This window comes from Gluconacetobacter diazotrophicus PA1 5, from assembly GCF_000021325.1.
Lineage (GTDB): Bacteria > Pseudomonadota > Alphaproteobacteria > Acetobacterales > Acetobacteraceae > Gluconacetobacter > Gluconacetobacter diazotrophicus.
In genome coordinates, this window is record NC_011365.1 from 443354 (window position 1) to 464805 (window position 21452).

The following is a 21452-nucleotide window of genomic DNA, read 5'->3' on the forward strand; positions in this document are numbered from 1 at the left end:
CCGCCGCATTACTGATGCGGTTCAAAAAGAAGAGGGATGCCTTCGGGCATCCCTTTTTTTATTCCATTCCGCCTCGTCACGATCTGCTCTAGACGTATGGAACATGCTCGATCCCGTGTCCTCCTCGCCTTCTCCGCGTCAAGCCTCGTCGCGCTGGCTGGCCGATCTGCGTGCCCGGCTGATGCCGTTCGTGAAATTCGGCGTGGTGGGCACGTTCGGCCTGATGTGGGATACCGCCACCGTCTATGGCTTTCGCGCGCTGCTGGGCCTGACGGGGGCGACGATCCTGGCCTATTTCGTGGCCGCCACGATGAACTGGCTGCTGAACCGCCACTGGACGTTCCGCCACGTCGTCCATGCCGACCACCCGCTGGTCCAGTGGGCCCGGTTCCTGATGGCCAATTCGCTGGGTTTCGTCCTGAATCGCGGCATGGTCTTCACGCTGTTCCTGACGGTTCCGCTGTGCCGGACCATTCCGTTCCTGGCCCTGGCCGCCGGATCGCTGACCGGGCTGTTCGCCAACTTCACGCTCAGCCACCGCGTGGTGTTCCGCCACCGGCAGGCAACAGCGCCGACGCCGTCAGATCCTGAATTTCAGAGCGCGCCCGAACGGCCAGCGTGCCAGAACGCGGCCTCCAGCTTCACGGCGGTCCGGAATTCCGACAGCAGCATCGGATAACGCGCATCGGCGCCGTAGCGCAGGCTCAATGCCTCCAGCGTGTCGATACCGGCGTCGACCAGGCCGATGAATTTCTCACCGCCGTAAAGCGCGATCCATGGCCAGTAGGGATTGCCGTCCCGCCTGGTGTGCGGATCGGCCACCAGCCGGACGCCGATTTCGCCATAGCCGATCAGGCAGGGCGCCAGCGTCACCATCAGGTCCAGAAGGTCGCCCGCCTGCCCCCGGTCCAGGATGAAGCGCGTATAGGCCAGCAGTTCCAGCGATTCCGGCTGGCTCTGCAAATCCTCGATGCACAGGCCCCAGCCGGTGCAATAGGACACGTGCAGCGCCAGTTCGGTATCCAGCAGGCCCGACACGATGGCGGAGGCCGAGCGCATGTCCTCCAGCCTGTCGGCCTTGTAGATCGCCAGGGCGTAGGCCCGGGCATACTGGATCAGGTACAGGTAGTCCTGGATCAGGAACCGCCTGAACTCGGCCTCGGGCAGGCTGCCGTCCGCCAGGCCGCGCACGAAGGGATGATGGATGAAGCCGTCCCATTCGGCGCCGCAATCCCGCCGCAGCCGCCCGGCCAGGCCGCTTGCCAGGCGGGGCCAGTCCCGTTCCGCCGTCCATTCCATGGCTGGTTCTCCTTTTCTGTCCCGTTCGGGGGTCGGCACGATTCCCGCAGGAACTCCGCCCGGCAGGATACGCTCCCTTATTGCAGCAGGTTCGCCCCGAAGGGTCGATTCGGCCATCTGGCAAGGCTGCGCTCTTCCTGCCGGGCACGCCGTGCGCTAGGTGATGGGATATCCGAGCTTTCCGGCCTTCGTCATTTCAGGATCGTCAGTCTTCCGCCATGTCCACAACAAACGATATCCGCGCGGCCTTTCTCGATTATTTCGCGGCGAACGGTCACCAGATCGTCCCGTCCTCGTCGCTGGTGCCGCGCAACGACCCGACCCTGCTGTTTACCAACGCGGGCATGGTCCAGTTCAAGAACGTCTTCACCGGCCAGGAGACACGTCCCTATTCCCGCGCCACGACGGCGCAGAAGGTCGTGCGGGCAGGCGGCAAGCACAACGACCTGGACAATGTGGGCTATACCGCCCGCCATCACACGTTCTTCGAGATGATGGGCAATTTCTCGTTCGGCGATTATTTCAAGGCCGATGCGATCGAATTCGCCTGGACCCTGATCACCCGCAATTTCGGCCTGCCGCGCGACCGCCTGCTGGCCACCGTCTACGCGGATGACGAGGAAGCAGCCGACCTGTGGCGCAAGGTCGCCGGACTGCCGGACGAGCGGATCATCCGCATCGGCACCGCCGACAATTTCTGGCGGATGGGCGACACCGGCCCGTGCGGTCCATGTTCGGAAATCTTCTTCGACCATGGGCCCGACGTGCCGGGCGGCCCGCCCGGATCGCCGGACGAGGACGGCGACCGGTTCGTCGAGATCTGGAACCTGGTGTTCATGCAGTTCTTCGAGGACCCGCCGGGCGTGCGCTCGCCGCTGCCGCGTCCGTCCATCGATACCGGCATGGGCCTGGAACGCTTCGCCGCCATCATGCAGGGCAAGCGCGACAATTACGATACGGACACGATGCGCGCGCTGATCCTTGCGTCGGCCGAGGCGACGGGCCAGGACCCGGACGGCCCGTTCCGCGCCAGCCACCGCGTGGTGGCCGACCATCTGCGCTCGACCTCGTTCCTGATCGCGGACGGGGTCCTGCCGTCCAAGGACGGGCGGGGCTATGTCCTGCGCCGCATCATGCGCCGCGCCATGCGCCACCTGCACATGATGGGCACCAGGGAAACGGTGTTCCACCGGCTGGTGCCCGCGCTGGTGCGTCAGATGGGCGCCGCCTATCCCGAACTGGTCCAGGCCGAGGCGCTGATCCGCGAGACGATGCGCGGCGAGGAGGAACGGTTCAAGGCGATGCTGGATCGCGGCCTGGCGCTGCTGGCCGACGAGACCGCGCGCCTGGGTGACGGCCAGCCCCTGCCCGGCGACGTGGCGTTCAAGCTGTACGACACGTTCGGCTTCCCGCTGGACCTGACGCAGGACGCGCTGCGCGGCAGCAGCCATGACGTGGACGTCACGGGCTTCGACCGCGCGATGCAGGTGCAGCGCGAGCGCGCCCGCGCGGCGTGGTCCGGATCGGGCGACAGCGCGACCGAGACCGTGTGGTTCGAGGCCCGCGACCGCTTCGGCGCCAGCGAGTTCCTGGGCTATGCGACCGAACAGGCGGATGCCGAGATCCAGGCCATCGTCACCGACGGCCGGTCGGTGACCGAGGCCCCGGCGGGGACCGAAATCGCGCTGCTGCTGAACCAGACGCCGTTCTATGGCGAAAGCGGCGGGCAGGTCGGTGATACCGGGCTGATCACAGCACCCGGCCTGCGCATCGCGGTGACCGACACGCAGAAGCGCCTGGGCGACCTGATGGTCCATTACGGCACGGTGGTCGAGGGCACGGTCCGGGTCGGCCAGGCCGTGACCGCCACGGTCGATCACGACCGGCGCAGCGCCATCCGCGCGCACCATTCCGCCACCCACCTGCTGCACGAGGCCCTGCGCCGCCGGCTGGGGGCGCATGTCACGCAGAAGGGCAGCCTGAACGCGCCCGACCGCCTGCGCTTCGACATCAGCCAGCCCCGGCCCCTGACGCCCGAGGAAATCGCGGATGTCGAGGCCGAGGTGAATGCCCGCATCCGCGAGAACAGCCCCGTCGTCACGCGCCCCATGTCGCAGGAAGAAGCCGTGGCGCAGGGCGCGATGGCCCTGTTCGGCGAGAAATATGGCGACGAGGTGCGGGTGGTGTTCATGGGCGCGCCCGAGGACGACCGTCCGGCGTGGTCCATCGAACTGTGCGGCGGCACGCATGTGAACCGCACCGGCGATATCGGCCTGTTCCGCATCACGTCCGAGGCCGGGGTATCGGCCGGTATCCGCCGGATCGAGGCTGTGACCGGGAAGTCCGCCGAACAGGCGGCGGTCGCGACCGAGCAGCGCCTGGGGCAGATGGCCGCCATGCTGCGCGTCTCGGCGGCCGAGGCCCCGGAGCGGCTGGCGGTGATCCTGGACGAGCGCAAGGTCATGGAGCGCCAGATTTCCGACCTGCAGCGCAAGCTGGCCAGCGGCGGCAGTGACGGCGCGCAGGCCGAGACGATCAACGGGATCGGCTTCGTGGCCCGCGACGTGGGCGACCTGCCGGCGCGCGAATTGAAACCCCTGGCCGATTCGCTGCGCCAGCAGGTCGGCTCGGGCGTGGTGGCGCTGGTTTCCACCGCCGAAGGCAAGGGAAGCGTGGTGGTGGCGGTGACCAGCGACCTGACCGACCGGCTGGACGCGGTCGAACTGGTGCGTCTGGCCAGCGCCGCCATGGGCGGCAAGGGCGGCGGCGGACGCCGCGACATGGCCCAGGCCGGCGGCCCCGATATCGCCCGGTCCGAAGCGGCGCTGGCGGCAGTGCGCGGCGCGGTCGCGGCGGCCGCCTGACGGGCCGCGCTGCCAACCGCCCCCCGGCCATGACCAGGGCCGGGGGCGCGAGGCCATGTCCGCGAAGCATGTCTGGTCGCTGACATAATGTTTCCCGCGCGGGATCGGGTAAAACCCGGTCTTTGCGGGGCGCGTTTACATGCTACTCTGCCGTGGGCCGAGCCGTGAGGGCGCGCCCGCCGGGCCGATTGCCCCGACGGTACGCGTCATTCGAGAGCGACCGTTCGAACGCCACTGTGGACCCTGCCGGCGCGTGTGCGTCAGGGCAGGCTCCTGGATAAAGGGACCTTCGATGGCCGATACGGACGCCAGGACTTCGCTGATCTCGCTCCTCCAGGGAGTCGAGAAATTCAATACCGAGGTCTTCCCCCAAAATCGCGAGCTGTTTGCCGAACTGGCCGACCAGCAATCGCCCGATACGCTGTTCATCGCCTGCGCCGACAGCCGGGTGAATCCCAGCATGATCACGCAGACACGGCCCGGCGACCTGTTCGTGCTGCGCAATATCGGCAACATCGTGCCGGCCTATGGCGAAATGCTGGGCGGCGTGTCGTCGGCGATCGAATATGCCGTGCTGGCGCTGGGCGTGTCGCACATCATCGTCTGCGGCCATTCGGATTGCGGGGCGATGAAGGCCCTGCTGGACCCCGACCCCACGAAGCTGGCCAGGATGCCGACCGTCGCGTCCTGGCTGCGCAATGCCGAGGCCGCGCGGGCGGTTGCCGGCGTGCTGCAGGCCACCGATGCCGGCCCCCAGTCGGTCCGCAGCCTGGCCGAGCAGAACGTGCTGCTGCAGATCGCGCATCTGCGCACCCATCCCGCCGTGGCAGCCGGGCTGGCGCGCAACACCCTGATCCTGCAGGGCTGGTTCTATGACATCGCCAGCGGCGAGGTCGTGGTGCTGGACGAGACGACCCGCACCAGCATCCATGTCGATGAAGCCATCGCCCGCCTGAACAAGACCGGCACGGAGACGCCCGCGGCATAGTCCGCTTGGGGAACGTCCTGCGGCAATGGGCCTGCGCCGGGCTGGTTGCCGTTGCCCTCGCCCATCCCGCCGCCGGCCGGACGATCAAGGTCTCGACCTGGAATCTCGACTGGCTGACGGCGCGGGCGGCGGGGGACCCGACGCTGCCGCCGGACGTCCATCCCCGCGCCGACGCAGACCTGCGGCGCCTCGCCGTCTATGCCGCGCGGCTGGATGCCGACATCGTGGGTTTCCAGGAGGTCGATTCCCCTGCCCTCGCCGCCCGGCTGTTTCCCCCCGGGCGCTACCGCATCGTCATGACCGCCGACCCGGTGGTGCAGCGGACCGGTCTTGCGGTCGCAACGTCGCTGACGATCGAGCGCCACCCGGACCTGGCGGCGCTGGACGTCTATCCGCCCACCGCCCCCCATCCATTGCGATCCGGCCTGGACGTCACGATCGGCGACGGCACAGCCAACCTGCGTGTGCTGGTCGTTCACCTGAAGGCCGGGTGCCGCGACGCCGCGCCCTCCGACCGGCGCGCCGCGTGCCTTACCCTGGCGCGCCAGATGGCGGTACTGGATGACTGGGTCGCCCAGCGGCAGGACGAGGGCGTTCCCTTTCTGGTCATGGGCGACTTCAACCGCAACCTGACGCCGGGCGACCCGTTCTTCCATCTTCTGGACCAGGACGGGCCGCTGACCCTGGCGACGGCCGGACGGGCCAGCCCGTGCTGGGGAGGCACCTATTTCATCGACCATCTGCTGCTGGGCAACCAGGCGCGCGGGTGGCTGCGGCCGGACAGCCTGCGGGTCCTGACCTATGACGAACAGGACCCGGCCCGCGCACCGGCGCTGTCCGACCATTGTCCGGTCTCGGTCAGGCTGGAAATGCCTTAAAGTCCGCCTCTGGACATGCGCGTGTATGATTCGGAAAGGATATCATGGGATGGAACAGCGTCATCTCGGCCGGTCCGGCCTTCGCGTCTCGGCGGTGGGACTGGGGTGCAACAATCTCGGCGGCCGGATCGGGCTGGAAGAATCGCGCATGGTGGTGCACCAGGCGCTGGACAGCGGCATCACCCTGTTCGACGTCGCCGATGTCTATGGCCGGCGCGAATCCCATTGCGGCGCGTCCGAGGAAGTGTTGGGCGCGATCCTGGGCTCGCGTCGCGAGGACATCGTCCTGGCGACCAAGTTCGGCATGCCCATGGCCGCCGACGGCAGCATGCAGGGGGCATCCCGCCGCTATATCCGCCAGGCGGTCGAGGCCAGCCTGACGCGCCTGCGCACCGACCGCATCGACCTCTACCAGGTCCATGTCCCCGACCCGGACACCCCGATCGACGAGACGCTGCGCGCGCTGGACGACCTGATCCGTGACGGCAAGGTCCTGTATGCCGGCTGTTCCAACTTTCCCGCATGGCAAGTCGCGGACGCCCATCACGTCGCGCGCGCGGGCGGGTTTTCGGGCTTCATTTCCTGCCAGGACGAACTGTCGCTGCTGGCGCGGGACGCGCTACGCGAACTGGTGCCGGCCATGCGCCGGTACGGCCTGGGATTGCTGCCCTACTTCCCGCTGGCCAGCGGCGTACTGACGGGCAAATACCATCGCGACATTCCGCCGCCCCCCGGCAGCCGGCTGAGCGAATGGACCCACCTGCGCGATCGCTACCTGACCGACACCAACTGGACGATCCTGGACGGGCTGGGTTCGGTGGCCAGGGCGCATGGACGCACGCTGACGGAACTGGCCTTCGGCTGGCTGCTGTCGCATGACGTGGTGGGGTCGGTCATCGCCGGCGCCACCCGCCCGAATCAGGTGATTGAAAACGTCGCCGCCGCGACCCGCCCCCTGACGCCGGAGGAATGCGACGCGATCACCGCCATCCTGCCCGACCATGCGCGATGAACCGCCCGGGTTGCGCTGGCCGTCGCGCTGGCCGTCCATCGCGCTGGATTCGGGACTGACCGTACGGGTCGCGGGCCACATGCCCGACCTGCCCGCCCCCGTCGCGGCGGAGGTCGAGGCGATCTGGCGGGAAAGGCAGGCGGCCAATCCCGCCCTGTTCAACGGCCGCGTCTTCACCGCCGACCGCATCACGACGCGCGGGATCGTCGGACACTGGACCACCTATCACCGTGTGCTGGCCCAGATGACCCGGCCGACGCTCTATCCCGCCCTACGCTTGAAGCCCCTGGCGGTGACCGGAATCCTGCATACGCCCGACGGCATCGTACTGGGCCGCCGCGCGCCCCACAGCACCTATCTGGCCGGCTGGTGGCAGACACCGCCGGCCGGCAGCGTCGAATCCCGCCATGGCGAGAACAAGGTGGATCTGACGGCGCAGATCCTGGCGGAAGCGCAGGAAGAACTGGGACTGGCACCCGACATGCTGACGGTGGCAGGGCCCGTCCGCGCCACCCGGCATCCGGCGACACGCATCGTCGATATCGGCATCCGCCTGGACACGGCCTTGCCGTTCGACCGGGTGCTGCAGGGCTGGCACGCCGGCGGAAACGACGAATACGACCGGCTGGCGATCGTGAAGCCGAACCAGAATCCCGAGGATGTGGTCGGTCCCCACATCCTGCCCGGCACGCGCGAATACCTGGACGTCGATCGCCGATCCTGAGTTTAGCTGGCCTTTTAGCCGGGCCAGACGCCGGAGACATGGGCGGCATGCCAGCCAACCGCCAGCATCGCCAGGACGAATGTGACCGCGCCCATCAACTGGACGACGTCGCGAAGCGGCGCGGGTGCGGAATGGTCCTCGATATCCGGCATGGGGACTCCTGCATGGTTGGCCTGCCGTTCCTGCATACCCCCTATGATATGGGCGCGGGAACCCCTTATAGGACGCGCGTGACGCGATCGTGTCCCCACACCGGCTCCGGCAGGGAGAACTATTTCGTGAAATGCTTTTCACTGTTCGTTGTTTTGTCGGACCGGACATACTGTCTGCCCTTTTACATGCCGTTGCAGGAGACTGGACATGACCGTATCCCGACGTGCCTTCCAGACCTTCCTCGCCGGGTTGGGCCTGTCTCTGGCAGGGCAGGAAGTCCGGGCCGCCAGCCATGCCGGCCACGATGTCGAATCCTTCATGCTGGCGCGCAACGGCTGGGTTCCCAACAACGACCATCTGCCTGTGCTGTATTACCGCAACGCCGCCGCCCTGCCGGCCGACGACCCGGCATCGGGGTTCGAGCGCCTGTTCACCGCCAATGGCTGGCCGCCGCAATGGCGCTGGGGGGTCTATGATTTCCATCATTTCCACTCCACGGCGCATGAGGTGCTGGGTGTCGCCTCGGGCTCGGCCCGGCTGATGCTGGGGGGACCGGGCGGACGCATCGTCGATGTCCGGGCCGGTGACGTCGTCGTGCTGCCGGCGGGCACCGGCCATCGCAACCTGGGGTCGGACGATGATTTCCTGGTGGTCGGCGCCTATCCGCCGGACCAGCATTACGACCTGCGGCGCAGCGGGCTGTCGCCGGACGAACTGGCACGGATGGCCCATGTCCCGTTCCCGGCGAGCGACCCCGTGAGCGGCGCAGGTGGTTCCCTTCCCGCCCTTTGGCACCAGACGTGATCGAGATATGACCGAACCGACTTCCTTGCCGCCGCATGTCCTGCGCCGCCGCGCCCTTCTGGCCGGATTGTCCGCCCTGCTTCTTCCGCGCCTGTCGCGCGCGGCAACATCCCTGCCGATCGGGATCATCGGTTCCGGCCATGTGGGCAGCACGCTCGGGGGGTTGTGGCTGCGCGCCGGGCATCCGGTAATGTTTTCCGCTCGTGACCTCTCCTCGGCCCAGTCGGTTGCGGCGGGACTGGGGGCGCTGGCGCGGGCCGGCACACCGGAACAGGCGGCCCGGTTCGGCGAAGCCGTGCTGCTGGCCGTCCCCTACGGTGCCCTGCCGGCACTGGGCGCGTCGCTGCATGGCGTCCTGGCAGGCAAGGTGGTGATCGACGCCTGCAATCCCTATTCCTGGCGCGACGGGGATGTGGCCCGCCTGGCAAGGCAGCAGGGCGCGGGTCCGACCACGCAGTCCTTCTTTCCCGGCGCGCATGTCATCCGCGCCTTCAATTCCGAGGATATGAGCACGATCAGTGTCGAGGCCCACCGGCTGCCGCCCCTGCTGGGCATTCCCTATGCCGGGGATGATGCCGCCGCGATGGACGTGGTGCGGGGCCTGATCGTCGATGCCGGATTCGACCCGGTGCGCGCCGGCCCGCTGTCGGTCGCGCGCCTGTTCCAGCCCGGCGGCCCGGAATTCGAGGCCGACCTGACCGCGCCGGAACTGCGGGGCCGCCTGGAACAGGACCAGCATGGAGCGGGCCGGTAAACCGGCCAAGGCGGCGGACATGAAAAAAGGGGGCACGAGGCCCCCTTTTCCACGCACCGGGGCAGTTCAGACCCCGGAGCCGGACAGCAGGTTCGCCTGCCGCAGCGCCAGGCCGAACTGGATCCAGCCCACCCCCGCCGCGATCAGTTCCACGGCGATGAAGGTTCCGATCAGCCACAGCCCGGACCAGGGCAGCGTCAGGTACAGGCAGGCCCCGACCAGAAGGCTGATCAGCCCGCCGCCCAGGATGATCCACCAGCCGTTCAGTTCACGATGCCGCGCCGCGATCAGCATGCGCGTCGTCCCCGAGATGATCAGGCAGGCCGCGATCACGAGGGTCAGGACGATGGAGCCGGTGACAGGCTCCTGCATCAGGATGAAGCCGCCGACGATATAGAGCACCCCGCCCAGCAGGGAGAGCAGGAAGCCGCCCCAGTCGCGGACCGAGAAGGCGTGGAACATCTGCACCGCCCCGGCGATGACCAGCACCAGGCCGATGATCATGGTGCTGGCCAGCGTGACGGAAATCGCGTCGATCCATGCGACGATGCCCAGCGCGATGGATACGACCCCCAGCAGGACGAATAATCCCCAGCGCTGTGTAAACGGCGTGGCCATGGGCTCTCCTTGATTCCGTGATAGGATTTGTCCAGACTATACGGGCTTGGGCCGGGGCACACGGGCTTTTCGCACCGGACCGCCATGCGGGACGGCGCCGCCGGGCCTGCCGGCCGTGGTTGACAGCGCCGTACTGTTACGCCTATAGGCCAGCCCCACTGCCGGGAACGTGGACGGACCGGCCGGTGCCAGATCGGGTGATTGCTCCCCGGCGCCGGTAATGCGGAACGCGCCCGCCCTGTTCATGCGGAACAGGGCCTACCGGTGCAATACAGGGTGGCGGACTGCCTTCGGGCCGGACGGCCGCCCGTCGAGTATGAAAGATCGCGCGCGATGAGCAAGCGCCTTGAGAGCAAGTACAAGATCAATCGCCGCCTGGGCGTGAACCTGTGGGGCCGTGCGAAGTCCCCGGTCAACAAGCGGGAATATGGCCCCGGCCAGCATGGCCAGCGCCGCAAGCAGAAGCCGTCGGACTTCTCGGTCCAGCTGATGGCGAAGCAGAAGCTGAAGGGCTATTACGGCAACATCAGCGAAAAGCAGTTCCGCAAGTATTATGACGAGGCCGTGCGCCGCAAGGGCGACACCTCGGAAAATCTGATCGACCTGCTGGAGCGCCGGCTGGACGCGGTGGTCTATCGCCTGAAGTTCGCGATGACGCCGTTCGCCGCCCGCCAGTTCGTCAGCCACGGCCACATCACGGTCAACGGCCGCAAGGTCAACATCCCGTCCTACATCGTGCGCGACGAGGACGTGATCGAGGTCCGCGAGAAGTCCAAGCACCTGGCCATCGTCCTGGACGCGGCGCAGAGCGGCGAGCGTGACGTGCCGGAATACATGGAAGTCGATCACCGCCAGATGAAGGGCCGCTTCCTGCGTGCGCCGAAGCTGTCGGACGTGCCGTATCCGGTGCAGATGGAACCGAACCTGGTCATCGAGTTCTACTCGCGCTGATCCGGCCTTTCGGACGAACGATCGCGGCGCCGGGCGCGGGGGACATCCCCCTCGCCCGGCGTCCGTGTTTTGGGACCCCGCCGGACCGCATCGCGGCCCGGCCGACATCGCAGCACGAATGGATGCGCCCGTGAACGCCGAGCCCGCAACCGCCCCCACATCCGGCCTAGCCGCCACCATCGCCCGGGAAATCGCCCGGCGGCGCACCTTCGCCATCATCTCGCACCCAGACGCGGGCAAGACCACGCTGACCGAGCGCATCCTGCGCGCGGGCGGCGCGATCCAGATGGCGGGCAATGTCCGGGCCAAGGGCGAACGCCGCCGCACCCGGTCGGACTGGATGGGGATCGAGCGCGATCGCGGCATTTCGGTCGTGACCTCGGTCATGACGTTCGAATATGGCGGCTGCATCTTCAACCTGCTGGACACGCCGGGCCACGAGGATTTTTCGGAAGATACCTATCGCACGCTGACGGCCGTCGATGCGGCGGTGATGGTGATCGACGCCGCCAAAGGGATCGAGGACCGGACCCGCAAGCTGTTCGAGATCTGCCGCCTGCGCGACATTCCGATCGTCACCTTCATCAACAAGATGGACCGCGAGGCGCAGGACCCGTTCACGCTGCTGGACGAAATCTCGTCCGCGCTGGCGCTGGATACCGCGCCGGCGACGTGGCCGGTCGGCCGTGCGGCGCAGTTCGTCGGCACGTATGACCTGCGCGCGCGCAGCCTGCATGTGTCCACGCCGCTGGAGCAGTCCGACCCGCGCATGGTGCAACTGGCCGAGGACCTGGAACTGGCCGAGGCCGCCCTGCCGGTCTTCGACCGCGACAGCTTCAATGCCGGGCACCTGACCCCGGTCTTCTTCGGCAGCGCGATGAAGGAGATCGGCGTGACCGACCTGCTGGACGCGCTGGTGGCGTTCGGCCCGCCGCCGCGCGATCAGGCGACCGAAAGCCGGACGGTGCGCGCGGACGAGACCGGACTGACCGCGCTGGTCTTCAAGATCCAGGCCAACATGGACCCGAACCATCGCGACCGCATGGCCTTCGCGCGGATCTGCTCGGGCCGGCTGGAACGCGGGATGCGGCTGAAGCATGTGCGCATCGGCAAGCAGTTCGCGCTGCATACGCCGCAATTCTTCTTCGCCCGCGACCGGCAGCTGGCCGAGGAAGCCTTCGCCGGCGACGTGGTGGGCATTCCCAACCACGGCACCCTGCGCATCGGCGACACGCTGACCGAGGGCGAGGACCTGCGCTTTACCGGCGTGCCGCACTTCGCCCCGGAAATCCTGCGCCGCGTCCGGCTGGACGACGCGATGAAGGCCAAGAAGCTGCGCCAGGCCCTGACGGAACTGGCCGAGGAAGGGGTGGTTCAGCTCTTCCGCCCGCAGGACGGCGCGCCGCCCATCGTCGGCGTCGTCGGCACGCTGCAGCTCGACGTGCTGCAGGCGCGGCTGTCCGGGGAATACGGGGTGGCGATCGGCTTCGAATCCACCCCCTACAACCTGGCCCGCTGGGTGACGGGCGACCGCGCGAAGCTGGAGACGTTCGCGATGGCCAACCGCTCGGCCATGGCGGACGACCTGGACGGCGATCCGGTCTTCCTGGCCGGATCGGCCTTCATGATGCGTCGCACGGCCGAGATGAACCTCGACCTGTCATTCCACGACATCAAGCAGATCGGCATCGAGACACGCTGACCGCCGCGGGCCCGCGATCGCCCAGCGTCCGCGCGGCCCGCACCCCCAGCATCAGCGCCACCGCCACCAGCGCGCACGCCACGCCGCCCCACAGGCCGACGACGCCCAGGCCGCATCGGAACGCCAGCCACGTGCCCAGCGGAAAGCCGATCCCCCAATAGCCCAGCACGGCCAGGACCATCGGCACGATCGCATCGCCGCGTCCCCGCAGCGCACCCACCAGCACCGCCTGCGTGCCGTCCGCCACCTGGAACACGGCCGCCAGCAGCAGCGCCGCCATGGCGATATGCGTGCTCTCCGCATTGGCCGGCACCGACGGGTCCAGATAGAAGGCCACCAGCCGCGCGCGGAACAGGTAGATCAGGCAGCCGCTGGCCACCATGCCGGCGATCGCGGTCCCGACCGCCACCCATGCCGCGTGGCGTGCCCGCGCCGGCCGCGCCGCCCCGGTCCAGTAGGCCACCCGCACGTTCGCGGCCTGTCCCAGCGCCATGATCGCCATGTAGGTGGTCGCGGTCAGGTTCAGTACGATCTGGTGCGCCGCCAGGGCATGGGGGCCCAGGGTCGCCGCCTGCAGCGCCGTGACCTGGAACAGCATGATCTCGGCCCCCGTCGCCATCATCATCGGCACCCCCAGGCGCAGCAGTACCGCCATGTCGGCGGCCCGCGGTCGCGGCGGCCACAGCAGCAGGCGCAGATGCGGCCGGGAATGCACCATCGCCAGCAGGACCAGCGCCGCGCCCCACATGGTCAGGGTGGTGGCCAGGGCCGAACCGCGCAGCCCCATTGCCGGCAGGCCGAACCATCCGTGAATCAGCCCCGCGTTCAGCACGCCGTTCACCACCGCCACGACCGGCATCACCCGCAGCAGGACACCCTGCGCGTCCAGCGCCGGCAGCACCACTTCCACCACCCCCGTGCCGATCAGCGCCGGCGGCACGCCCCACATCAGGATATGCAGGAAGGACGTGACCGGGCCGACCAGCGTCGCGGGCTGATGCATCAGCCGCAACAGGGGGCCGGCCTGCGTCAGCAGCGCCAGGAAGGGTACGCACAGCAGCAGCGCCACGACCAGCAGCATGGCGTGGATCGAGGCGATGCGCCCCTCATCCCCGCTGCCACGCGCCTGGGCGATCAGCACCCCGCCCGCCCCCAGATTGGCCTGCAGCATCACCAGCAGCGTGAAGAACAGCATGGTCGACAGGCCGCCGATGGCCAGCGCGTCGGCCCCCAGCCCGCCCAGCAGCACGCTGTCGGTGACGCCCATGGCCATCTGCGCGATCTGCGCCAGGGCGATCGGGGCCGCGATGCGCAGCAACAGGCGAAGTTCCCCCGGGGGAGAGGATGAATCGGGACAGGCTGGATCGGGCATGCCCGCATCCAAAGCAGATCGCCCCCGCAAAGACCAGACGCGGCGGGACCATGCCCCCCTTTCGTCCCTGCCGCCGCACAAGGGTGTTGCGTCCGCCCCGCCGCTGTCGCATCTAGGCCCCATCATGCCAGATTCCATGCCGCAACTGACCCTGCACGACAGCAGAAGCCGCAAGACGGTTCCGTTCGCGCCCCTCGATCCGGGGAATGTGCGGGTCTATTATTGCGGGCCGACCGTCTATGACCTGGCCCATATCGGCAACCTGCGGGCGATGGTGACGGCCGATATCCTGGTCCGGCTGCTGCGGCACCTGTATCCGCGCGTGACCTATGTGCGCAACATCACGGACGTGGACGACAAGATCAACACCCGCGCCCGCGCGAACGGCGAGACGATCGACAGCCTGACCGCCCGCACGATCCGGGATTTCCACGAGGACCTGGACGCCGTCGGCATCCTGCCCCCGGATATCGAACCCCGCGCCACCCACCACATCGCCGAGATGCTGACCCTGATCGGCCAGTTGATCGACAGCGGCCATGCCTACGAGGCGCAGGGTCATGTCCTGTTCGCCGTCAGCCGCTTTCCAGCCTATGGCGCGCTGTCGGGGCGCAGCCCCGAGGACCTGCTGGCCGGCGCACGGGTCGAAGTCGCGCCCTACAAGCGCGATCCGGGCGATTTCGTGCTGTGGAAGCCGTCGGCGCCCGACCTGCCGGGCTGGGAGAGCCCGTGGGGCCGGGGCCGGCCGGGCTGGCATATCGAATGCTCGGCCATGTCGCATCGCTATCTGGGCGAGAGCTTCGACATTCATGGCGGCGGCAGCGACCTGCTGTTCCCGCACCACGAAAACGAACTGGCGCAAAGCCAGTGCTGCTTCCCGCACGGCCGCTTCGCCAACCACTGGGTGCATAACGCGATGCTGCTGGTGAACGGCGAGAAGATGTCCAAGTCGCTGGGCAATTTCCTGACCGTCCGCGACGCACTAAGCGTCAGTCCGGCCGAGGCGCTGCGCCTGCTGCTGCTGCACGCGCAGTACCGGTCGGTGCTGAACTTCACCCTGGCCGGGCTGGAGGACGCGAAGCAGACGCTGAACCGGTTCTATCGCGCCGTCGGCGACACGCCGCCCGACGGCACGGTTCCGGTCCCCGCCCCCGTGCTGGCCGCCCTGTGCGACGACCTGAACACGCCCCGCGCGCTGGCGGAAATGCATGCCCTGGCTGACCGGGCCCTGGCGGGCGACCGCGACGCGGCGCTGGGCCTGCGCGCGGCGGGGCAGTTGCTGGGGCTGCTGGGACAGACGGAGGATGCGTGGTTCCGCGCGGGTACTTACGTCCATCCAGAGACGATCGAAAGGCTGATCGTCGAACGGCAGGATGCCCGCAAATCCCGCGATTTTGCCCGCGCCGACGCTATTCGCGAAAGTCTGGCGAAGGACGGCATCGTGCTAGAAGACGGGCCGTCCGGCACCACCTGGAGGCGCGCATGACCGGCCGCGACGGCGGGGCCGATATCGGCCCGATCGGCAACAGCCCGGTCGTCATCCTGGTGCGCCCGCAGATGGCCGAGAATATCGGCACCACGGCGCGGGCCATGGCCAATGGCGGACTGTTCCACCTGCGCCTGGTCGCCCCGCGCGACGGCTGGCCGCTGGAGCGCGCCTGGCGCTCGGCCTCGGGCGCCGACCGCATCCTGGAAGCCGCGACGGTGCATGACAGCGTCGATGACGCGATCGCCGACCTGCACCATGTCTTCGCGACCTGCCCGCGCCCGCGCCATATCGTCAAGACGGTGCTGACCGCACGCGGGGGCGCCGCCGAACTGCGGCAGATGAGCGGGCGCGGACTGCGCACCGGCCTGCTGTTCGGCCCCGAGCGCGCCGGCCTGGACAACGAGGACATGGCCCGGGCCGACGCCCTGATCCGCTATCCGCTGAACGCGGCCTTCATGTCGCTGAACCTGGCGCAGGCGGTCATGATCATGGCCTACGAATGGTGGATGGCCGAAGACGCCACCCCGCCCCGCGCGCTGATGACCAATGAAACCCATGTCGCCACCAAGGGCGAACTGGACAATTTCATGCGCCACCTGATCGACGATCTGGACGAATGCGGCTTCCTGCGCAACGAGCAGAAGCGCGCGGGCATGGTGCGCAACCTGCGCCATTTCTTCACCCGGGGCGAAGTCACGGAACAGGAACTGCGCACCCTGCACGGCGTGGTGACGGAACTGACCCGGGGGCGCCGGGCGCGCGGGCAATGAAGAGCGTCCTTCGGCAACAGGGCCGTTGCCACCTCGATTCGTCCCCGCGGATGCGGGGAACACGCATCCGCGTGCCCTGCAACCCGTCCCAATCCATGCCGACGCCGGCTGCCATGGAATCTCCTTCTCGCTTCGCCTATATTTGGCCTGCGGCGTGCAGCGACATGGTGATATTCAGCCGACCATAGGACCGCCTGCATGGCGGGATCGTTTGTGGGGTTCTGGCTGGCCCCACCTGCACGCCGTGTCACCTGATCCTGCGCACCCATTCCATCACGACCGCCCACGGCGTCACACATCGTCCAGTTCTTTCGTGTTCCTGGCGTCCGGCGCCGACGCAATGCGTCGGACGACAACCGAGGCGGCGCGCGAAAAGCGGGCCCGGGAGAGCGTCTGAGCCCAAAGTTAGGACATCGGCCGCGAATTTCAGCAGGGCCGGCAGATTCATCCCTGCATATGCGAGGAACACAAGGCGGCCTCGTCCAGGATCACCAGACCCTGCGGTTCATCCCCGCACGTGCGGGAACACGTCCCCCTGCTCGGCAACCCCAAACTCAAGATCGGTTCATCCCCGCACGTGCGGGGAACACGCCGCGACGGTGAAGGGGAGGTTGTTCGACGCCGGTTCATCCCCGCACGTGCGGGGAACACCCTGATCCTGCGCCGACGCCGGAACCAGTCCGCGGTTCATCCCCGCACGTGCGGGGAACACGCCGCGACGGTGAAGGGGAGGTTGTTCGACGCCGGTTCATCCCCGCACGTGCGGGGAACACCCTGATCCTGCGCCGACGCCGGAACCAGTCCGCGGTTCATCCCCGCACGTGCGGGGAACACGAGTCACCGGATTCCCATCTCATCCTAATATCCGGTTCATCCCCGCACGTGCGGGGAACACCTTTTCTCAGCCGACACTCTCCATGCAAGAACCGGTTCATCCCCGCACGTGCGGGGAACACACGCGGGTCTATGAGATTCCGATCATGCAGGACGGTTCATCCCCGCACGTGCGGGGAACACATCTGTTGAAGCAGCAGGAGGGTTTTAGAAGCCGGTTCATCCCCGCACGTGCGGGGAACACCCTCAAAAAATATTCGCGTGGCGGCTGAACGACGGTTCATCCCCGCACGTGCGGGGAACACGCCGTCGCTCTCAAATCGCGGAATTGCAGCGCCGGTTCATCCCCGCACGTGCGGGGAACACATTCGATACGGTAATGTCGGCCATGTTTTATCCGGTTCATCCCCGCACGTGCGGGGAACACCGCTCGACCAGATCGCGCACACCCTCGGCAACCGGTTCATCCCCGCACGTGCGGGGAACACGTGCTGGAGGTGATGGCGGCCAATCGCCGCACCGGTTCATCCCCGCACGTGCGGGGAACACCATTGACCCGGCACCCTCCCCATGTGACGTTTCGGTTCATCCCCGCACGTGCGGGGAACACTGGCTCGGGACCATCTTAGCGGACGACATGGCCGGTTCATCCCCGCACGTGCGGGGAACACGGCGTAGCCCGCAGCACCGCCCAGCCGGGGACCGGTTCATCCCCGCACGTGCGGGGAACACCTTAACTGGATCACGATCGCGCTGATCCTCTACGGTTCATCCCCGCACGTGCGGGGAACACCCCGACGAAGTGATGGCCTGACTGTCTACGGCCGGTTCATCCCCGCACGTGCGGGGAACACCCGACCCCCATTGAATTGGGTGCGAACAACTACGGTTCATCCCCGCACGTGCGGGGAACACACGTTCTCGCGCGTGCTGTCCACGTTCCTGACCGGTTCATCCCCGCACGTGCGGGGAACACAGCGCGGCGTGGCGGGAATCAAGGTCGTCGGTCGGTTCATCCCCGCACGTGCGGGGAACACACCATCCGTTCGGCGGTGATGCCGCGAACGATCGGTTCATCCCCGCACGTGCGGGGAACACTTGCGTCAAACGAAGCACAATATCAGGCGCAGCGGTTCATCCCCGCACGTGCGGGGAACACCAGTTAAGGGGGTTTTTCGCAATCCCCCAATTCGGTTCATCCCCGCACGTGCGGGGAACACAACGTGGAATGGCACCAGATCGAAACGATGCTCGGTTCATCCCCGCACGTGCGGGGAACACGCGAAGACCTGCGCCTGGAGCGCCTGCTTGTGCGGTTCATCCCCGCACGTGCGGGGAACACCGTGGGGAATATCCTGACACACACATGGGCGTCGGTTCATCCCCGCACGTGCGGGGAACACTCTTCGTGGAAAACATTGATCTCAAATCTCTATTTTATTGTCAAAGATTCTACCGATCTTAACCTGGGTTAGAGTACGCCCCGCCCCCGCCGACGCGGAGGGGTGGTGGCGGCCGGGCCGGGTTGTGCCGGAAGGGCGGCTTCCGGTCCGAACGAAACCAGTCGGAGACCATCGAAGTCAACCGCTACACGGCGGTTGCGTCCACAGGTATCGAACTCGAATCCGGCGTCATTCGGGGCGGCCCATGCCATGACGGCGTTGCCATCCTCGATATAGGCGCACACCTGTCCCCAGATCATCTCGCGCACGCGCTGACCGTACGTGCCGACATAGACGCCGGCGCGCACTTCCAGAAGCCAGACCGCCAGACGCCCCCGCAAGCGCGGGGGTGCGTTTTCAACCACGATGACCAGCATCGCCCAGCCCTTTCGCGTCCTTGAACGCCACGGGCATGGCCTCATCCTGCGCCGGAGGCATCTCGGCACCGCCTGCCGAAAGGATCTCTTCGATCAGCGGGATAAGCCGTCCCAGAATGTTCGTACGTCGGAACTGGTCGCGGCATCGGTGGCGAACGGCTGCCACAGGGTCCGAAATCCGCTGTCCATCCAAAGGTCTTTCATGCTGGACGGCCGCTGCCACCCGGAAAGCCTCGGGCACGACAGTCTCGAACTTCACGATATCGGCGATGTCGTACACAAAGCTCTGCGGCTTTCCCGTATGCAGGAACCCTATGGCCGGCGCGTAACCCGCAGCCAGAATCGCCGCTTCGGTAATCCCGTACAACGCGGCTGTGGCTGCTGATAGACAGCGATTGACCAGATTGGCGGTATCCCATTCGTGCGGATCGTATCGCCGCCCGTCCCACTCCGCCCCGTGCGTGCGGGCCAGCAGGCGATAGGTCTCGCGCACCCGCGATCCCTCGATACCCCGCAACTGGTCCACCGAACGCCGTTCCGGCGCATCCTCGCCGAAACGAAGCGCGTACATCTTGCGAACGACCTTCAGGCGGGCGGCATCATCCAGGGCCAGTCGGGCCTGAAGCAAAAGCCTGTCCGCCCGCGCCCCCCCTGGCTGGCCCGAGGCGTAAAGCCTGACCCCCGCTTCCCCCACCCAGATCAGCAGCGTGCCGGCACGGGCCGCGAGCGCCGCCGCGGCATGGCTGACGCGGGTACCCGGTTCCAGCATAAGGCAGGCGAGGCCGCCGATCGGGATATGCGTGCGAATGCCGTTATGGCCGACCAGCACGAAGGCACCGTCGAGAACGTCGATCTGCCCTTTTTCGACAAAGAGGAGAGAAGAACGTTCCTTCAGCGGAATCGGTCGCGGTGGCGGCAGGCCCGGCATGGGACGAGACATATCCGCCCCCTTCAGACAGCCCTGCGGATCAGCATAAGCCCGCAGCCGAATGCCCTGGCCCGACCGAACCCTTGCATGAGCGAATCGAGGAACGCATCCGGGGCGGTAACACGCACCTCCCCCGTCAGGTTGACCACCCCGAACGATACGATGCCACGACCGCCGGAGCGGGGGATTCGCAGGACATCACGTCCCTCGATCACAAGGGGAGAAGCCGGGGCAAATCCGGCACGGACACCCTGCCGCCCCATCCATGTTTCAAGGGCATCCGCAATCATGGAGTCACGCGCTTCCGCCCCTTCGCGCTGCGACCGGCGATGCAGCGCGTCCATCACCACGTCATGCCGCTGACTGCGAGTCCGTCCGGGCGTCTTTCGATCCACCGTGGCATTTGCCCGCAGCAGGAACCGCAATCGATCTCCTTCTTTCAGGAGCGGGTCGAACGGTCGGGTCTCGACGTCAAAAAGGCCGTGGCTGTCCACAGGTTCGCGGGCCGATAGCACCATGAAGCGTCCAGCTTCCATCTGGCGCCAGAGGAAATCGCGCGTCCGGTCGGGATCGTCACCAAAGAGAGCCCAGAGCAGATGATGGGCTGCCGCATGCTGCCGTCCCTCTCCATCCGGCACCAACAGCCGGGCCAACGCCCGCACCGGTGCATCACGCCGCAAGGCGATGCGGGAGAGAAAGCCCCGCATCATATCGTGCCCTCCTCGCGGCAGAGCAGCACGGCCTCTTCCCGCAATCCGAACTGCCATCTCCTGCGGGACAGGGGCTGATCCCGGCGGATCTCGCGGCGCAGGGGCGTATGGCCGCCGCCATGCTCGGCCATATCGACAGCATCAAGCACGAGCAGCAAACCACCGCTTCGCGATGCGCCGGCAAACTGCCGTCGAAAGGAATCGTGGCGTATCCGCAATCCGGCCTCGGGCCCATTGCGGTGACGGTCCAGAAGCACGGCGGCGGCCGAGACACCATCCGTCACGGACGGCGCCAGGGGCAAACCGGCAGGACAGGACCGCCGCCCGAGAGAGGGCGTGAAGACAGGTTCCCTCATGGCGGCCTGTAGCGCCTCCAACGACCAGCGTGCGGTCTTTCCACTCGTCCAGACGGCGCCGAGATGCCAGGTTCCCATGCGATAGTCCCGGCGGGACAGGATGGTCGCCAGGTCGCCCGGGGACGCAGCCAGTTCCTCGGCCCGTGTCGCCGGGCGCCAGTTGCGCCGCGCGGGGGCGGCCTGGGCCGTATGATAATCCGTCAGCAGCTTTCCCGGTGCATGGCACAGGATGGCCAGCCCGTAATCGGCTGCCAGCGCGGCCTGCGCGTCTTCATCATCGCGCGTCAGGCCCAGGCAGGCCGCCATCAGTCCCAGTACGGCCGACCGCGCGGGGCGGTCCCAGCCATCCCGTCGTTCGCCCACCGCGATTGCGCCGAAGGACGCCATCGGCGCCACCATGGCGAATGTCAGGAACTGTCCCATATCC

Annotated in this window: 20 protein-coding genes and 1 CRISPR repeat array; of the genes, 12 read left to right on the forward strand and 8 right to left on the reverse strand. The window is 67.4% G+C overall.

The genetic code is table 11. The features are described 5' to 3' along the window. Nucleotides 1-103 precede the first annotated feature (103 nt). A complete protein-coding gene (locus tag GDIA_RS02055; RefSeq protein ID WP_012553107.1) occupies nucleotides 104-679 on the forward strand; it encodes a GtrA family protein in 576 nt (191 codons plus the stop codon). Here GDIA_RS02055 and GDIA_RS02060 read toward each other — a convergent pair. Beyond that, nucleotides 595-1299, reverse strand: a complete 705-nt coding sequence (locus tag GDIA_RS02060) for a TenA family protein (RefSeq protein ID WP_012226016.1) — start codon at nucleotides 1297-1299, stop codon at nucleotides 595-597. The genes GDIA_RS02055 and GDIA_RS02060 overlap by 85 nt on opposite strands. A 218-nt stretch (nucleotides 1300-1517) precedes the next feature. On the opposite strand from GDIA_RS02060, the gene alaS reads away from it, so the two are divergent. The 5 genes from alaS to GDIA_RS02085 all read left to right on the forward strand — a co-directional run bounded on the left by alaS (nucleotide 1518) and on the right by GDIA_RS02085 (nucleotide 7765). Then, nucleotides 1518-4163: an alanine--tRNA ligase gene (gene alaS, locus GDIA_RS02065; protein ID WP_012226017.1), complete on the forward strand. Its 2646-nt coding sequence runs from the start codon at nucleotides 1518-1520 to the stop codon at nucleotides 4161-4163. 292 nt (nucleotides 4164-4455) lie between these two features. Continuing rightward, nucleotides 4456-5151, forward strand: a complete 696-nt coding sequence (locus tag GDIA_RS02070; protein WP_012226018.1) for a carbonic anhydrase — start codon at nucleotides 4456-4458, stop codon at nucleotides 5149-5151. Between the two features lie 5 nt (nucleotides 5152-5156). Then, a complete protein-coding gene (locus tag GDIA_RS02075; RefSeq protein ID WP_012226019.1) occupies nucleotides 5157-6029 on the forward strand; it encodes an endonuclease/exonuclease/phosphatase family protein in 873 nt (290 codons plus the stop codon). Between the two features lie 49 nt (nucleotides 6030-6078). Then, nucleotides 6079-7041, forward strand: coding sequence for an aldo/keto reductase (locus tag GDIA_RS02080; RefSeq protein ID WP_012553108.1), 963 nt, complete (start codon nucleotides 6079-6081; stop codon nucleotides 7039-7041). After that, nucleotides 7031-7765, forward strand: coding sequence for an NUDIX domain-containing protein (locus GDIA_RS02085; RefSeq protein ID WP_231854090.1), 735 nt, complete (start codon nucleotides 7031-7033; stop codon nucleotides 7763-7765). Before GDIA_RS02080 ends, GDIA_RS02085 begins: the two co-directional genes overlap by 11 nt. 14 nt (nucleotides 7766-7779) lie before the next feature. Here GDIA_RS02085 and GDIA_RS19395 read toward each other — a convergent pair whose 3' ends face one another. Beyond that, complete coding sequence (locus GDIA_RS19395) at nucleotides 7780-7917, reverse strand: hypothetical protein (protein WP_012226037.1); 138 nt, start codon at nucleotides 7915-7917, stop codon at nucleotides 7780-7782. 208 nt (nucleotides 7918-8125) lie between these two features. Here GDIA_RS19395 and GDIA_RS02090 point away from each other — a divergent pair, with 208 nt between their 5' ends. Beyond that, nucleotides 8126-8722, forward strand: coding sequence for a cupin domain-containing protein (locus tag GDIA_RS02090; RefSeq protein WP_012226039.1), 597 nt, complete (start codon nucleotides 8126-8128; stop codon nucleotides 8720-8722). 7 nt (nucleotides 8723-8729) lie between these two features. Then, nucleotides 8730-9476 carry an NADPH-dependent F420 reductase gene (locus GDIA_RS02095; RefSeq protein WP_012226040.1) on the forward strand — a complete coding sequence of 249 codons (747 nt, stop codon included), beginning with the start codon at nucleotides 8730-8732 and terminating at the stop codon, nucleotides 9474-9476. 66 nt (nucleotides 9477-9542) lie between these two features. Here GDIA_RS02095 and GDIA_RS02100 read toward each other — a convergent pair whose 3' ends face one another. Further along, on the reverse strand, nucleotides 9543-10094 hold the full coding sequence (locus GDIA_RS02100; RefSeq protein WP_012226041.1) for an HdeD family acid-resistance protein: 552 nt from the start codon (nucleotides 10092-10094) through the stop codon (nucleotides 9543-9545). 333 nt (nucleotides 10095-10427) lie between these two features. Here GDIA_RS02100 and rpsD point away from each other — a divergent pair, with 333 nt between their 5' ends. Together rpsD and GDIA_RS02110 are read left to right on the forward strand one after the other, a co-directional pair. Further along, complete coding sequence (gene rpsD / locus GDIA_RS02105; protein ID WP_012226043.1) at nucleotides 10428-11045, forward strand: 30S ribosomal protein S4; 618 nt, start codon at nucleotides 10428-10430, stop codon at nucleotides 11043-11045. A gap of 118 nt (nucleotides 11046-11163) precedes the next feature. After that, a complete protein-coding gene (locus GDIA_RS02110; RefSeq protein ID WP_012226045.1) occupies nucleotides 11164-12747 on the forward strand; it encodes a peptide chain release factor 3 in 1584 nt (527 codons plus the stop codon). On the opposite strand, the gene GDIA_RS02115 is transcribed toward GDIA_RS02110, so the two are convergent. Further along, the gene (locus GDIA_RS02115; RefSeq protein WP_012226046.1) at nucleotides 12719-14119 is read right to left on the reverse strand and encodes an MATE family efflux transporter; all 1401 of its coding nucleotides are present in this window, start codon (nucleotides 14117-14119) and stop codon (nucleotides 12719-12721) included. The genes GDIA_RS02110 and GDIA_RS02115 overlap by 29 nt on opposite strands. Nucleotides 14120-14243: 124 nt before the next feature. Here GDIA_RS02115 and cysS point away from each other — a divergent pair, with 124 nt between their 5' ends. Beyond that, entirely contained in the window at nucleotides 14244-15605 is a 1362-nt protein-coding gene (cysS, locus tag GDIA_RS02120) for a cysteine--tRNA ligase (RefSeq protein WP_012553110.1), read from the forward strand. Then, nucleotides 15602-16378, forward strand: a complete 777-nt coding sequence (locus tag GDIA_RS02125) for an RNA methyltransferase (protein ID WP_012553111.1) — start codon at nucleotides 15602-15604, stop codon at nucleotides 16376-16378. The genes cysS and GDIA_RS02125 overlap by 4 nt, the downstream gene beginning before the upstream one ends. Nucleotides 16379-16879: 501 nt before the next feature. Continuing rightward, nucleotides 16880-18615: a CRISPR direct-repeat array (repeat unit 29 nt; unit sequence CGGTTCATCCCCGCACGTGCGGGGAACAC). A gap of 68 nt (nucleotides 18616-18683) precedes the next feature. On the opposite strand, the gene cas2e is transcribed toward GDIA_RS02125, so the two are convergent. The 4 genes from cas2e to cas5e are packed head-to-tail and all read right to left on the reverse strand — an operon-like array spanning nucleotide 18684 to nucleotide 21448. Next, complete coding sequence (gene cas2e / locus GDIA_RS02130; RefSeq protein WP_012553112.1) at nucleotides 18684-19031, reverse strand: type I-E CRISPR-associated endoribonuclease Cas2e; 348 nt, start codon at nucleotides 19029-19031, stop codon at nucleotides 18684-18686. Next, a complete protein-coding gene (gene cas1e / locus GDIA_RS02135; RefSeq protein ID WP_012553113.1) occupies nucleotides 19012-19971 on the reverse strand; it encodes a type I-E CRISPR-associated endonuclease Cas1e in 960 nt (319 codons plus the stop codon). Before cas1e ends, cas2e begins: the two co-directional genes overlap by 20 nt. A gap of 11 nt (nucleotides 19972-19982) precedes the next feature. Then, on the reverse strand, nucleotides 19983-20669 hold the full coding sequence (gene cas6e, locus GDIA_RS02140) for a type I-E CRISPR-associated protein Cas6/Cse3/CasE (RefSeq protein ID WP_012226053.1): 687 nt from the start codon (nucleotides 20667-20669) through the stop codon (nucleotides 19983-19985). After that, a complete protein-coding gene (gene cas5e, locus GDIA_RS02145) occupies nucleotides 20666-21448 on the reverse strand; it encodes a type I-E CRISPR-associated protein Cas5/CasD (protein ID WP_012226054.1) in 783 nt (260 codons plus the stop codon). Before cas5e ends, cas6e begins: the two co-directional genes overlap by 4 nt. Nucleotides 21449-21452: the final 4 nt, after the last annotated feature.